The organism is Sphingomonadaceae bacterium OTU29LAMAA1, from assembly GCA_024072375.1.
Classification (GTDB): domain Bacteria; phylum Pseudomonadota; class Alphaproteobacteria; order Sphingomonadales; family Sphingomonadaceae; genus Sphingomonas.
On the sequence record CP099617.1, the window covers coordinates 734,296 to 747,840 of the forward strand.

The window sequence follows — 13,545 nt, forward strand, 5'->3', positions numbered from 1 at the left end:
GCGTTGCGCAACCGTAACCGATCGGAACACCATGACCCAATTCACGTCCGCCGCTCTGATCGTCAACGCCAAGTCGCGGAAGGGGCAGAAATTATTCAAGCGCGCCTGCGCCGCGCTGGAAGGCATGCCGTTCGCTGTCGACGCCCATGCTGTCGAAGACCCGAAGGATCTGGAGAAGACCGTCCATGCCGCGCTGGCCAGGAAACCGCAGCTGGTGATCCTGGGCGGCGGCGACGGTACGGTCAGCGGGCTGGTGGACCTGCTCGTCGGCAAGGACGTGGTACTCGGTGTCCTGCCGCTCGGCACTGCGAACAGCTTCGCCCGCACGCTGGGCTTGCCGCTCGACATCGAAGGCGCGGTAGAGGTGCTCCGCACGGGCAAGCCGAAACGGATCGATCTCGGCAAGATCGACAAGGACTATTTCGCCAATTGCGCGGCGATGGGGATCAGCCCGCAGATCGCGGAAACCGTCCCCCACGGCCTCAAGAAGGTGCTGGGCCGGATCGGCTATCTCGGCTGGGCGACATGGCAGTTCGCGCGATTCAAGCCGTTCATCCTAACTGTCGACGACGGCGACGAGGTGAAGACGATGCGTGTCGTCGAGGTCCGCATCTCCAACGGGCCATATCATGGCGGCACCTGGCTGGTGGACGAGGCGTCGATCGCGTCGGGCGAGATCGTCGTGCAGGCGGTGACCGGCCGCTACAAAAGGACGCTCGCGAAGAATTGGGCGGCGAGCTTCTTCAAGCATGATTCGCGGCATCAGGATACGATCAGCTTCTCGGGCAAATCGCTGCGGATCGACACCAAGCCATCGCTGCCGATCTCGATCGACGGCGAGGTGCTGGCGCACACGCCGGTCACCGCCAGCATCGCGGCGGGGGTGATCGAGGTCATGGCGCCGGCCTGACCGCGCCTAGCCGCTGGGCTGCATCCGGCCACCGGGCTCCGCGACGGTATGGCTATGCTCGTGCGCTTCGCCGGGATCGGGGGCGACGACGAGGTTGCCCCGACGCCAGTTGCCGTAACGATAGTATAGCGCGGCCATCACCAGATTGACGACGGACCCGACGGGAAAGCTCCACCACAGCGCATCGACGCCGAGCCAGTCTCGCGTTCCGAGCGCGAAGCCGATGCGGACCGGATACATCGAGATGAACAGGAACAGCAGTGGCGCCAGCACTGCGCCGTTGGCCCGGACGGTGGAGAACAGCACCATCGTCACGCCGAAGACGACGAAGTTCCAGCTGGCGATCAACTGGATATGACGCGCGATCGGCAGCGCCGGGCTGTCGGCCGGTACGAACAGCGTCATCACCGTCCGGTCGAACAGGATGACCGCGGCGACCATGACGCCGGTCAAGGCGATGTTGTAGAGGACCCCATAGCGGGTGATGCTCGCCACCCGATCCCAGCGGTTCGCACCGATATTCTGTGCCGCCATTGCGCTGACCGCCGCGCCGATCGCCAGCGCCGGCATCTGGATATAGGTCCACAGCTGTTGCGACACGGCATAGGCCGCGGCGGTATCGACACCCTGGCGATTGACGAGACCGACCATCGTCAGACCGGCGGACGACATCACCAGCATCTGTGCCGCCATCGGTAACCCCTTGCGGACGATGGTGACGGCAAGGTCACGGCCAGGCCTGATCCATGCCAGTTCCGGCCCCTTCAACCGGATCGGCAGGTCCTTGGCGTAGACGTAGAAGACGAGGCCGGCGACGGCGAGATGGTTGGCGATCAGCGTCGCCCATGCCGAACCCGCAATGCCGAGCCGGGGAAACAGACCGATCCCGGCGATCAGCAACGGGTTCAGCCCGCTGTCGAGGACGACGCTCAGTCCCATGAACCACAAGGGGGTCAGCGAGTCGCCAGTGCCGCGTAGCCCCATCATGATGAGCACCAGCAGCATCGACGCCGGCAAACCGAGGAAGATCACCTGAAGATAAGCCTGCGCCAATTCCATCGCGTCGCCCGGCGTCGCGAGCAGCCGCAGGATTTCGGCGGAGAACAGCCAGCCGATGATTGCGATGACGACCGATCCCATCAGCACCAGTCCGATCGCCGCACCGAACGCACGCCGCCCGCCCTCGATATCGCGGCGGCCGAAGCTCTGCCCGACGAGGATCGTCGCGGCCATGCCGAAGCCGAAGACCGCACCGAACATCAGGAACATGATGATGTTGGCATTGGACGTCGCCGCCAATGCGCCCTCGCCGAGGAAGCGGCCGACCCAGATCGCGTTAATCGATCCGTTGAGCGACTGGAGGATGTTCGAGCCCAATGTAGGAAGCGCGAACGCCAGCAATGTGCCGCCGATCGCTCCGGTCGTAAGGTCGCGCTGCGGTTTCGGCACGGGCGGGTCCTATCGCGTTGGGGCTGGCTTGGTGTGATTCGGAGCGCCGAAGCAGGCGGCTAGACGCGTGGAAGTTGCCGAAGTTGCCACTACGGCGCGTTGAGAAACGCTTGCCGTCGAGTGGCGGGGGTTCGGGTGGTGATAAGGGGGTAGCGGGCCATGCCGGCACGCTGGCAGATTTGGGCGTTGTAGGACAGCGGCGTTGGTCGTCCCCGCGCAGGCGGGGATCCATAGAGGCTGACGTAGCGTAGGGAGCCGCACCGCTTGCCAATATAGATCCCCGCCTGCGCGGGGATGACGAACGGGAGTTACCCCAACCGCGCCAGCGCAGCCGAGAGGCGTTCGGCTTCGGCGGCCTTGTCGGCATGGTCGGCCTTGGCCTTCTCCACCGCCTCCGGCTTGGCGCGTTCGACGAAGCTGGGGTTGCCGAGGCGACCCGACAGCCCGTCGCGTTCCTTTTCCGCGGCGGCGATCGCCTTGGTCAGGCGGGTCCGTTCGGCGGCGAGGTCGATAACCCCCTCCAGAGGCAGTACGAAGGTCGCTTCGTCCACGACGACCTGTGCGGCGCCGCCGGTCGCATCGCCATCGGTGCGGTCGACGCGAGCGAGGCGGGCCAGCACCGCCGATTGGCGGGCGAGCCGCTCGGTTGTCTGTGCGCCGGCATCGCGTACGTGCAGTGGCAGGCGCGCACCCGGCGGCACGTTGAGCTCCGTTCGCGCTGCGCGGATTTCGCCGACGAGGCGGATCAGCCAGTCGATCTCCTGCTCCGCCGCTGGATCGAGGCTGCGGGCGTCGGCCATCGGCCATTGCGCGACGATCAGGTCATGATCGCGCGGAGCCATCGCGTGCCACAGCTCTTCGGTGATGAAGGGCATGAACGGGTGCAGCAGGACGAGGATCTGGTCGAGCACCCAGCCGGCGACCACCTTGCTCTCCGGATCGATCGTACCCCGCTCGTCGCCGACCGACACCGGCTTGATGAGTTCGAGATACCAGTCGCAGAAGCGGCTCCAGACGAACTGGTAGATCGCGTTCGCCGCACCGTCGAAACGGTAATCCGCCAGCGCGAGGTCGACCGCCTGCACGGTCTTAACCGTCTCGGCGATGATCCACTTGTTGACGGCCAGCGATGCCGCGGGCGGCTCCAGCGTGGTCGATCCGCCGATACCGTTGGCTTGGGCGAAGCGGCTGGCGTTCCACAGCTTGGTCGCGAAGTTGCGATAGCCCTCGACCCGCTTCTCATCCATCTTGATGTCGCGGCCCTGGCTCTCCATCGCCGCCATGAAGAAGCGCAGCGCGTCGGCGCCGTATTTGTCGATCAGGCCGAGCGGATCGACGGTGTTGCCCTTCGATTTCGACATCTTCGCGCCGTCCGCCGCTCGGACGAGGCCGTGCAGGTACAGCGTGCGGAACGGCACGTCCTTCATGAAGTGAATGCCCTGCATCATCATGCGGGCGTTCCAGAAGAACAGGATGTCGAAGCCGGAGATGAGGACGTCGTTGGGATAGCGGCCGCCGAGTTGCGACGCGGAAAGCCCTCTCCCCTCAGGGGAGAGGGTTGGGTGAGGGGTCGACGTCTCACCGAGACCGCCCTCTCCGTGAGACCCCTGCCCCTCACCCCAGCCCTCTCCCCCGAGGGGAGAGGGAGTTGAGCCATCCCAACCCAACGTCGCGAACGGCCACAGCGCCGAACTGAACCACGTATCCAGCACATCGGGATCGCGGGTCAGGGCGACGCCCTCACCCGCCTCGGCCTGCGCCTCGGCCTCGGTTTCCGCGACGAAGATACGACCATCCTCGGCGAACCACGCCGGGATCTGGTGGCCCCACCAGAGCTGCCGCGACACGCACCACGGCTGAATGTTCTCCATCCAGTTGAAGAAGGTCTTTTCCCACGTCTTGGGGACGATCCTGATCGCCTCGCTGCGCACGGCCTCAATCGCCGGCTTCGCCAGCGTCGCGGCGTCCACGTACCATTGGTCGGTCAGCCACGGTTCGATCACCACGCCGGAGCGGTCGCCGTACGGGGTCTGGATCGTGCGCGGTTCGGATTCGTGCTTCTCGCCGTCCTTGTCGACGTGCGGGATCAGGAAGCCTTCATCCTTCAACCGCGCGACCACGGCCTTGCGGGCTTCGGCGGTGGTCAGGCCGAGCAGGTCGTCGGGGATCAGGCCGTCGCTCGTCTGGACGACGCGGGCCTTGGCGTCGAGCATGTTGAGCATGTCACGCGCCTCGATCCCGGCGCGGCGGCCGACCTCGAAATCGTTGAAGTCGTGGCCCGGCGTGATCTTGACCGCACCCGATCCGAGTTCGGGATCGGCGTGCTCGTCGGCAACGATCGGGATCAGGCGGCCGGTGATCGGCAGGCGCACCTGCTGCCCGATCAGCGCGGTGTAGCGCGCATCCTCGGGGTTCACCGCCACCGCCATGTCGGCGAGCATCGTCTCGGGCCGCGTCGTCGCGACCTCGATGAAGCCCGATCCGTCGGCGAGCGGGTAGCGGAGGTGCCAGAACTGGCCCTTGATCTCGCGCGTCTCGACCTCGAGGTCGCTGATTGCGGTGCCGAGGCCGGGATCCCAATTGACCAGCCGCTTGTCGCGGTAGAGCAGGCCCTGGCGGTGCAGCTCGACGAAGACCTTGAGGACTGCCTTCGAAAAGCCCTCGTCCATCGTAAAGCGTTCGTTGGCCCAGTCCATCGAACAGCCGAGGCGGCGGAGCTGGCGCGTGATCTCGCCGCCGCTTGTCCCCTTCCAGTCCCAGACCTTGGCGACGAATTCCTCCCGGGTGAAATCGGTGCGCTTCTGCTGCTTGAGCGCCATCTGCCGCTCGACCACCATCTGCGTCGCGATGCCGGCGTGATCGGTGCCGACCACCCACAATGCGTCCTTGCCCTTCAGCCGCGCGTGACGGGTCAGGATGTCCTGCAATGTGTTGTCGAGCGCGTGACCGATGTGCAGCGAGCCGGTGACGTTGGGCGGCGGGTTGACGATCGTCCACGGCTCCGCGTTCGGGCGATCGGGGCGGAACTGGCCGGTGGATTCCCAATGGTCGTACCAGCGGGCTTCGATGGCGGCGGGGTCGAAGGTCTTGGGAAGCTCGGTCATGGCGAAGGCTTTAGACGGCGGACAGGGCATTCGTCACCCCCTGGGGTTCACCCCCGGCATCCCGACTCCCGCGTCACCCCGGACTTGTTCCGGGGTCCACTCTGCGGCGGATTTTATTGCTTCTTCGCAGGGTTTTCCCGTTGCCGTACGGTGGACCCCGGAACAAGTCCGGGGTGACGGAGGAGCTATTGCGCCGACTTACCCGTCCACTGGTCCATCCAGCCGAGCACTTCGCGATACCATTGGCGGGAGTTCTTCGGCTTCAACACCCAATGGTTCTCGTTCGGGTTGACCAGCAGGCGCGAGGGAATGCCGCGGCGCTGGAGCGCGGTGAACGCCGCCAGCCCCTGCGTGTAGGGAATGCGGAAGTCCTTTTCACCGGTGATGACCAGCATCGGCGTCTTCCAGTTCTGGACGTGGTTGACCGGGTTCCACTTTTCGTAGGCGGCGGGGTCCTGATAATAGGTCTTGCCGCCGTGTTCCCATTCGTCGAACCACAGTTCCTCGGTTTCGTACGCCATCGCGCGGGCGTCGAAGACGCCGTCATGCTGGACGATGCACTTGAAGCGATCGGGCCACTGCCCCTCGATCCAGTTCATCATATAGCCGCCGTAGGACGCGCCGAGCGCGCAGGCGCGGGTGCCGTCCAGCCAGCTGAACTTCGCCGTCGCGGCGCTCAGCCCAGCTTTCAGGTCGTCGAGCGGCCAGCCGCCCCAATTGTTGCTGATCGCATCGGTGAAGGCCTGACCGTAGCCGGTGCTACCGTGGAAATCGACCGCGACGAGGCCGTAGCCGGCGCCTGCGAAGACCGCGGGGTTCCAGCGGTACGACCAGCTGTTGTCGCTCGACCCCTGCGGGCCGCCGTGGACCATGAACGCGACGGGAACCTTGCCGGTGCTGCCCGCGGGTTTCACTGCGTAGCCCCAGACGGTGTCATTGTTAGCGCCGGTGAAGCTGAAGCGAGTGACCGTGGGCATGTCGATGCCGGCGAGTTTCGCGGCGTTGACGCTGGTGAGGCGGGCGGGTTTGCCCTTCGCGGAGACGGCGTAGAAGTCGTCGGGGGCGGTCAGGCTGTTCATTGCGATCACCACGCCCTTCGGCGTCGGCGCGACGGCGGAGACATGGCCCTGCTGCGTCAGGCGCGTGACCTTGCCCGTGGCGGGATCGACCGCGAACAGCGGATTTTCCTGCGTGTCCTGCGCGGTGACGTAGATGCGCTTCGAATCGGGCGACCAGGCGATCGAGCCGACCGAGCGATCCCAACTCTCCGTGAGCGCGCGCACCTGTCCGGTGGCGAGGTCGCGGAGCATCAGGACCTGACGATCGGCTTCGAAGCCGGGGCGCTTCATCGCGAACCACGCGAGGCTGCGGCCATCGGGCGAGACAGTCGGCAGATTGTCGGTCGCTTGGTTGGTGGCGGTCAGGTTCACCGGTGCCGCCGATCCGTCGGCGGGGGCAGACCAGATGTCGAGGTTGGTCGACAGCGGTTCGGTGGTGCCGGCGATGCGCAGCGCGAAATACACCGTCTTGCCGTCGGTGCTCCACGACACCTCTTCGGCCCCGCCGAACGGGCGCGAGGGGGCGTCGCCGTCGATGCCGTGGCCGATCGAGACGCCGTCGCCCGGCGCTCCGGCAGCAGTCAGCGGCAGGACGAACAGTTGCGAATGGGTGCCGTCGACCCATGTATCCCAGTGGCGGACGAAGAGCTTGTCGTAGACGCGGCCTTCGCCGGCGTTGGGGTCCTTCTTTTCCAATGCGGGCGCGAGGCTGGGCGCGTTGGGCTTGCGATCGGCCCAGACGAGGATGCGGTCGCCGGTGGGGGATACCTTGAAGCCGCCGAAGCCGCCTTGGAAACCGGTCAGCTTCTTCGGGGCGCCGCCGGTGACCGGGATCGACCAGATCGCATCGTCACCGCCCTTGTCGGACTGGAAGTAGACGGTGGTGCCGACGATCTGCGGCGCGTTCTCATTGACTTCGGCCTCGGCGAGCAGCGGCTCGGGCTTCGCGCCCTTGCGCGTCAGGTCGAGCCGCCAGAGGTCGTAGCGGCCACGGTTCGCGGCCAGGTCGGTCTCGCGCTGCGCCCAGACCAGCCACTTGCCATCAGCGGATGCCGTTGGTGCGCCAATGCGGCTCAGCGTGCTGACATCGTCGATGGTGAGCTGGCGGGCGGCAGCGGGAGCGGTGGCCAGTGTGGCGGTGGCGAGCAGGCTCGCGACTAGGATGGTCTTCATGCGCGGCAGGTTAAGCATGCTCGGGCGGGCGGGGCAATGTCGACGCCCACTCGTCGGTATCCGTCATCCCCGCGCACGCCAGGATGACGACGGTTACCCCGCCTCAGCGCATCTGCGAGGTGATCTTGGCAATCTCGCGCGCAACCAGGGTTTCCACCATCTCCGGCAGATTGGCATCGAGCCAGTCGCGCAGCATCGGGCGCAGCATCTCGCGGACCAGTCCCTCGAGCGTGCCATCGGTTTCGGGCTCGGGCTTGACGAGCAGCTTGCTCAGCGTTTCCAGCGAACCAAGGCTTGCGGCGGCGGTGCGTTGCGACAGGATCGGTTCCTCGGTCATCGCAGGCTGAACGGACGGCGCGCGTGTCGGTTGCGGATCGGGAGCGGGTTCCGGTGCCGGCTGAGGCGCCGGCTGCATCCGCGGTGCAGGTGCAGGCGCAGGTTCGGGGTCATGACGCGGCGCCGGGATCGGGTCGCTCAGTTCCAGCACCTCTTCGGGCTCCGGCTCGATCGGCTGCGGCGTCGCGCGGGGGCGCCGGCCGCGAGCCTGCGTCCCTTCGCCTTCTTCCGCGATGATCCGTTTGATCGACGAGAGGATTTCCTCCATCGACGGCTCGGCGCTCATATCCCCCATTGCCCTGACGTCCCTGCCCTTTTCGTCGCCCCTATTGGCGGTTCGGCGAAGCAGCACCTGTCGTCAACGCGGGGCTTCTGTCAACCGGCGTATCGAGCAGCGGGTCGAGCGGCTTGTTGACCGCCGCGGTCTGCGGCGGCGTCTGCGCGGTCGTGACCGCGACGGGCACCGGTTCGGAGTCGCTGTCGAAGTCGTTGATCCGGTTTCGGACGCGCTTGTAATTGACCACCGGATCGTAGAGCGGGCCGCCCTCCAGCCCCAGATCGCGCGCCTCGGCATTGCCCATCGCCGCCAGCAGCGCGAAGCCCGCGACATAGGCATCGCGGCGTGCGGTGACGAGCGTCACCTGACTGTTGAGCAATTCCTGTTCGGCGTTGAGGATGTCGAGGATCGTGCGCGTACCGACGCTGTTCTCGGCGCGGACGCCTTCGAGGCTCAGCTTGTTCGCGTTCACCGCCGTTTCGGACGAGGCGATCACCTGTTGCGAAGACCGCCAGATCGCATAGGCCGACCGTGCCTGCGATATCACTGCGCGTTCCGTCGCCGTCACGTTCTCCAGCGCCTGGCTACGCTGCGCCTGCGCCTGCCGGACCTGCGCGGCGGGGCGGCCACCCTGGAACAGGGGCAGCGTCAGTTGCAAACCGGCCGAGGCGGCGGTGCCGGAATTGCGGATGGGGCTGCCGGCGGGAAGCGACCCCAGATAGTTGAAGTAATTAGGTCCGCCGACGCCCGACACCCGCGGTAGCCGATTGGCACGGGCCACGTTGATGTCGAAGCGTGTCGCATCGGCCTGACGGCGAGCGGCGATCAGGTTGGGGTTGCTGTCTAGCGCGACGCTTACCGCCGTGGTCGGCGAATTGGGCAGGTTGGGCAGCACCGGCGGTTCTTCGAGCGCGACCGGCGGCGTGCCGACGACCTGGATATAGCTTTCGCGGCTGGAAATCAGCTGCGCCTCTGCCTGTTGCAGCTGTGCACGGGCGAGTGCCAGCCGCGCTTCCGACTGCGCGACGTCGGTGCGGGTCAGGTCGCCGACCTGAAACCGGTCGCGACTGGCGCGCAGATTGACCTCGAGCACGCGGACGTTCTGCTGGTTCAGCGAGGTGATCGCCTCATCCCGAATCACGTTCATGTACGCTGCGACGACGTTGGTGAAGGTATTCGCCTCCGTCCCGCGCAACGTGGCGCGACCCGCATCGACGCGCGTTTCCGCAGCCCGCACCGAATTCTTCACCGCGCCGCCTTGATACAGCGGCACCGAGAAGTTGACCGCGCCCGACGCGGTGCGTTCCGGATTGGCGAAATTGTTGTTCGCGATCAGGAAATTGTCGATGACCGAACCGGAGGCGTTGACGCCCGGCAGACCGCTGGCACGGGCGATCGGGACATTCTCGTCCGTGGCGCGCTGTGCCGCACGCTGCCCGGTGATCGTCGGGTTCGACACATAGGCCTTCGCCAGCGCCTCGCGCAGCGTTTCCGCCCCCGCCGGCGCGGCGAGCCCCATCAACGCCGCGCTCCCCAGCAACAGTCCCCGCATCATCCCCCCGTCGTGCATATTCTAGAACCTGAAACCCTGCGGCTTCGCAAAGCCCGGCAGGACGATGCAGTCGCTGTCCATGAACGGCGAAAGGCCGAACCCGCCGTCGGTCTTGCGCCCACTGGCGAGGCGGATCACGCCGCCATCGACCAGACCGGTGACGACGCGGCCCCCGGTTCTGACCTGACCGACGAGAACGTCGGGAACATGCTCTATCGCGCCGTCGACGATCAGTACGTCATACGGCCCGCCGTCGGCATGCCCGGCAGCGAGCGGTGCCTCGACGAGCGTGACGTTCGGGGTGCCGGCGAGTGCCTCGCGCGCCAGCGCCGCAAGTGCCGCATCCTCCTCGACCGCGACGACATCGGCGACGATCTGCGCCAGAATGGCGGCGGTGTACCCGCCGGCGGCGCCGATCAGCAGCACCCGGTCGTTCTTTTCCAGATACGCCTCGGTCAGCATGCGCCCGGTGACCATCGGAAGGTTGATCGCGCGTCCGCCCGCCACCGGCAGCGCCGTGTCGCGATAGGCGATGCTGCGCACCCCGGCGGGCACATAGGCCTCGCGCGGCAACGTATTCATCGCGACCAGAATACGCTGATCGCTGACGGCGTTTGTACGCAACTGGCTCGACACCATGGCATGACGCATCGTTTCCGACGTCGCGGCATCCAGATGGCTATTATCGAGGCTGATGTTCATGATGACCCCTCTCGCACAACCGTATTAGCTGCGCAATACACTTCGTGACAGTCCGGCTTGTATCGCGTGGGCCGCGCCACGCCAAGCGGACGCTGTGCCGAAATCGGCAATCCGCGCCGGATGGTCAGCGATCATACCGCGTCCTATTGAAGCGCCATGATTCCGGCGACATATCATAAGTTCATCGAGTGGATCGGCGACGGCACCGGCCTTCCCGACGCCATTCTCCACATCCACGCCGGGCTCGCGGTGCTGATGCTGGCACGGCTGATCACGGGCCGGTCGCTCGGCAGCTTCGTGCCATGGTCGCTGGTGGTGCTCGCCGAAGCGTTCAATGAGGTGATGGACCGGCTGAACTTCGGATCGTGGCGCTGGGAGGATACGACGGCGGACATCCTGAACACGCTGTTCTGGCCAACCGTCATCTGCCTCGGCATTCGCATGCGTCCCATGCTGCTGCCACGCGATTCCGCGCGGGTGCGAGTCAGGGACGATGGGCATGGGGAAGCCGAGGCTCCGGCAGACGCGTAATCCGACATAGTACAGGGCTGCTCTCACTGCCCGGCCAATTGATCGAGTCCGTCGCGTTTCGAGCGAGGGTTATCATTATGTGATGAACGGCGCGGGATCTCACCCGTCTGATGGCAGACGCGCCGCTTTCAACTTGGGCGCGAGAGACCTGCCGGCATCAGGCTTCGGGCAAGCCGCTGCCCCCGGCCATTACCGCGGTGGGTATCGTAAGTGTCCCGCTGGAGGTGCGTTGATGGCAAAGCATATCGCGTCCGCTCTCGTACCAGTGGCACGCGTTCAGCCCCGTACCACCTACTTCTTGCCCGCCCGCCACGGCACAACCGCCGTTGAGGGTCGCCAGCAGCCTTCCAGACTGCCGGCAAAGTCGTTCGCCCATGCGGCGGGACTCCCGGGCTTCAGCCAGCCATCGAAGCGCGACCTTTTCAGATAATCGGACACCTCAAACGTGACCTTATCGGCATGTAAAACGATCTCGGCCGGCGAACCGGTGATATCCATACCCGGAGAAAATTTGAGATCGTGACCGGTCGCGAGATGAGCCATTGCAGGTATGCAGCTGCGAACATCGGCTTCGAGCCATTCCAAACCGGCCGCGTCGAGCGAACGGAGCAGCGCGTCGTCATTCTGCGGTTTCGATTGGGCGATAAAAGCAAATAGTCTCTGCCCGCGGACTCGTGGGCGTGGTGGTCGACCGTTGAAGGACGACCGAACCATACGGGCAGTCAGTCGTGCGCCGCACGTTCGACGAGCCTCGCGCTGGTCAGCATCGACGCAGCCCCTACGCACTGCCAGCGCGTATACCGGAAAGCCGTAGTCGTCTCCCAGGTAACGGATCGACAATGCCGGTTGAGACTGTTCAGGAAAGAGCCGGGCCGGGTCGAATGCGAGTTCGCGTGTCCGTTCCTGGAAGTCATACGCCGGCACCGCATCCTGCGCATGGGAAGGTGCCGACATACAGATGATGAGAGCGGCAGCGGTGAAAGGACGTCCGATCATCTCCGTACGATGACATGGAGGATCAGGGCTGCCTAGCCTGCACAAGGTGCCGCAAGCGTCCGCTTGCCACAAATGGGCGAGAATTCCGAAACCTGATCCTTGTGGAGAACGGCGACAGTGTCGTTCAATGTTGGCGATCACTGTCTCAGTCCACGAACACGGACGGCACAAATCGTCAAACCCGGCGCGGCATCCGGCGCAACGCCCCGATCACGTCAGTGGATGGCTTGAGGGCATCTTGTCGACGCACCGGTCGACCGCTTCGAACACACTGGAGGCCCGACCGGGAATCGAACCCGGGTGCGAGGATTTGCAGTCCTCTACGTCACCACTCCGCCATCGGGCCTCGATGCTCGGGAGGCGCGCAATTGCTCGGTTTTGTGGCGAGCGTCAACCGTCGATTGCAAGGCCGGCGGGGTGGCATCGTCACAACAACCGCTTCAGCGCCTCGACCAGCGGGACATCGGCGGGCGGCATCGCCACATCGTCCATCTCGCCGGGACGCAGCCATGCCAATGCGCTGGCCTCAAGCGCGACGGGTTCGCCGTTCCAGTCGCGAATGACGTAGAGCAGCAGGAGCAGGTGTCGATCGCCAAGGCTGGCGCTGGCAAAGGCGAGCGGCGTGAGCGATACCGGTTCGACGCGAATCCCCAGTTCCTCCGCCAGTTCGCGCACCAGCGCGGCTTCCGGCGTTTCGCCAGCCTCCACCTTGCCGCCGGGAAATTCCCACAGATCGGCCATCTGCTTTCCCGGCGGACGTCGCTGCAACAGCACCCGGCCGCTGTCATCCACCAGTGCAGCGGCAACGACCGGCATCAAATGCCGGTTCGTCAGCGATCGGTTTGCATCGTCAGCCATTCCTTAAGCCTTCCTTGCTAGGCGGATGCTATGAAGCCGCGCTCGCTCCTTCGCCGCCTCACCGGCCGGGTGTCACTGTCCCTGCGGGATTCGCGGGGGGCTACGGCCGTCGAGTACGGCTTGATCCTCGCGCTGATCGTCATCGTGATGATCGTCGCGCTCAAGCAGGTCGCGAACGCCAACACCGACATGTGGCGCAATGTGAGCGACAAGGTCGTCGCCGCCGGCTGAACCCGGTCCGATGCGGGAACAAAAACCCGTTTCGCTTAAATGTTTGGCAACCTTGCCCGCGTAAATCATTCCTCGCTGCTCCGGTTCACCGGTTCAGCCGGGTGACTGAAGTATCGGATATGGAGACCGGAATGCAGACGATTCGCAAGTTCATCAAGAACAGCAAGGGCGCGACCGCCATCGAGTACGGCCTGATCGCCGCGCTGATCGCCGTGGCCGCTATTGCTGCCATGCAGGGTCTGGGCAACAAGCTCAAGACGACCTTCAACAACGTTTCGTCGAACATGACCGCTTCGTAAGAGCGACGTTCGACCAGGATACGACGAGGGCGGCGGAACGCAGGTTCCGCCGCCCTCTTTCGTTCAGCG

General features: G+C 65.4%; 12 protein-coding genes and 1 tRNA gene. 4 read left to right on the plus strand and 9 right to left on the minus strand.

From position 1 onward, the window contains the following. Positions 1 to 31 precede the first annotated feature (31 nt). On the plus strand, positions 32 to 910 hold the full coding sequence (locus NF699_03745; protein ID USU05820.1) for a YegS/Rv2252/BmrU family lipid kinase: 879 nt from the start codon (positions 32 to 34) through the stop codon (positions 908 to 910). A gap of 6 nt (positions 911 to 916) precedes the next feature. On the opposite strand, the gene NF699_03750 is transcribed toward NF699_03745, so the two are convergent. From NF699_03750 to NF699_03775, 6 genes are all read right to left on the minus strand, one after another. Further along, a complete protein-coding gene (locus tag NF699_03750; protein USU05821.1) occupies positions 917 to 2,359 on the minus strand; it encodes an MATE family efflux transporter in 1,443 nt (480 codons plus the stop codon). Positions 2,360 to 2,667: 308 nt separating this feature from the next. Further along, positions 2,668 to 5,463: a valine--tRNA ligase gene (locus NF699_03755; GenBank protein USU05822.1), complete on the minus strand. Its 2,796-nt coding sequence runs from the start codon at positions 5,461 to 5,463 to the stop codon at positions 2,668 to 2,670. A gap of 185 nt (positions 5,464 to 5,648) precedes the next feature. Beyond that, positions 5,649 to 7,694: a S9 family peptidase gene (locus NF699_03760; protein ID USU05823.1), complete on the minus strand. Its 2,046-nt coding sequence runs from the start codon at positions 7,692 to 7,694 to the stop codon at positions 5,649 to 5,651. A gap of 103 nt (positions 7,695 to 7,797) precedes the next feature. Further along, a complete protein-coding gene (locus tag NF699_03765; GenBank protein USU05824.1) occupies positions 7,798 to 8,325 on the minus strand; it encodes a DUF2497 domain-containing protein in 528 nt (175 codons plus the stop codon). Positions 8,326 to 8,356: 31 nt separating this feature from the next. Continuing rightward, positions 8,357 to 9,862 (minus strand): TolC family outer membrane protein, encoded by a 1,506-nt coding sequence (locus NF699_03770; GenBank protein ID USU06981.1) that lies wholly within the window; start codon positions 9,860 to 9,862, stop codon positions 8,357 to 8,359. 18 nt (positions 9,863 to 9,880) lie between these two features. Beyond that, positions 9,881 to 10,561 (minus strand): protein-L-isoaspartate O-methyltransferase, encoded by a 681-nt coding sequence (locus tag NF699_03775; protein ID USU05825.1) that lies wholly within the window; start codon positions 10,559 to 10,561, stop codon positions 9,881 to 9,883. Between the two features lie 156 nt (positions 10,562 to 10,717). On the opposite strand from NF699_03775, the gene NF699_03780 reads away from it, so the two are divergent. Further along, positions 10,718 to 11,092 carry a hypothetical protein gene (locus tag NF699_03780; GenBank protein USU05826.1) on the plus strand — a complete coding sequence of 125 codons (375 nt, stop codon included), beginning with the start codon at positions 10,718 to 10,720 and terminating at the stop codon, positions 11,090 to 11,092. 291 nt (positions 11,093 to 11,383) lie between these two features. Here the strand turns inward: NF699_03780 and NF699_03785 are convergent, their stop codons facing one another. The 3 genes from NF699_03785 to mutT form a co-directional block, all read right to left on the minus strand. Continuing rightward, positions 11,384 to 12,088 (minus strand): hypothetical protein, encoded by a 705-nt coding sequence (locus NF699_03785; GenBank protein USU05827.1) that lies wholly within the window; start codon positions 12,086 to 12,088, stop codon positions 11,384 to 11,386. A 272-nt stretch (positions 12,089 to 12,360) separates the two neighbouring features. Further along, positions 12,361 to 12,434, minus strand: a tRNA-Cys gene (locus NF699_03790). Between the two features lie 80 nt (positions 12,435 to 12,514). Then, positions 12,515 to 12,946: an 8-oxo-dGTP diphosphatase MutT gene (gene mutT, locus NF699_03795; protein USU05828.1), complete on the minus strand. Its 432-nt coding sequence runs from the start codon at positions 12,944 to 12,946 to the stop codon at positions 12,515 to 12,517. Positions 12,947 to 12,976: 30 nt separating this feature from the next. Between mutT and NF699_03800 the strand changes: the two genes are divergently transcribed. Then, positions 12,977 to 13,177 (plus strand): Flp family type IVb pilin, encoded by a 201-nt coding sequence (locus NF699_03800; protein USU05829.1) that lies wholly within the window; start codon positions 12,977 to 12,979, stop codon positions 13,175 to 13,177. A 131-nt stretch (positions 13,178 to 13,308) separates the two neighbouring features. Then, complete coding sequence (locus NF699_03805; protein ID USU05830.1) at positions 13,309 to 13,476, plus strand: Flp family type IVb pilin; 168 nt, start codon at positions 13,309 to 13,311, stop codon at positions 13,474 to 13,476. Positions 13,477 to 13,545: the final 69 nt, after the last annotated feature.

What these genes read in the sequence shown, in the direction of transcription:
- NF699_03745 (USU05820.1), top strand. Translation starts at nt 32, where the DNA reads ATGACCCAATTCACGTCCGCCGCTCTGATCGTCAACGCCAAGTCGCGG.
- NF699_03755 (USU05822.1), bottom strand. Translation starts at nt 5,463, where the DNA reads ATGACCGAGCTTCCCAAGACCTTCGACCCCGCCGCCATCGAAGCCCGC.
- NF699_03760 (USU05823.1), bottom strand. Translation starts at nt 7,694, where the DNA reads ATGAAGACCATCCTAGTCGCGAGCCTGCTCGCCACCGCCACACTGGCC.
- NF699_03765 (USU05824.1), bottom strand. Translation starts at nt 8,325, where the DNA reads ATGGGGGATATGAGCGCCGAGCCGTCGATGGAGGAAATCCTCTCGTCG.
- NF699_03770 (USU06981.1), bottom strand. Translation starts at nt 9,862, where the DNA reads ATGATGCGGGGACTGTTGCTGGGGAGCGCGGCGTTGATGGGGCTCGCC.
- NF699_03775 (USU05825.1), bottom strand. Translation starts at nt 10,561, where the DNA reads ATGAACATCAGCCTCGATAATAGCCATCTGGATGCCGCGACGTCGGAA.
- NF699_03780 (USU05826.1), top strand. Translation starts at nt 10,718, where the DNA reads ATGATTCCGGCGACATATCATAAGTTCATCGAGTGGATCGGCGACGGC.
- NF699_03785 (USU05827.1), bottom strand. Translation starts at nt 12,088, where the DNA reads ATGATCGGACGTCCTTTCACCGCTGCCGCTCTCATCATCTGTATGTCG.
- mutT (USU05828.1), bottom strand. Translation starts at nt 12,946, where the DNA reads ATGGCTGACGATGCAAACCGATCGCTGACGAACCGGCATTTGATGCCG.
- NF699_03800 (USU05829.1), top strand. Translation starts at nt 12,977, where the DNA reads ATGAAGCCGCGCTCGCTCCTTCGCCGCCTCACCGGCCGGGTGTCACTG.
- NF699_03805 (USU05830.1), top strand. Translation starts at nt 13,309, where the DNA reads ATGCAGACGATTCGCAAGTTCATCAAGAACAGCAAGGGCGCGACCGCC.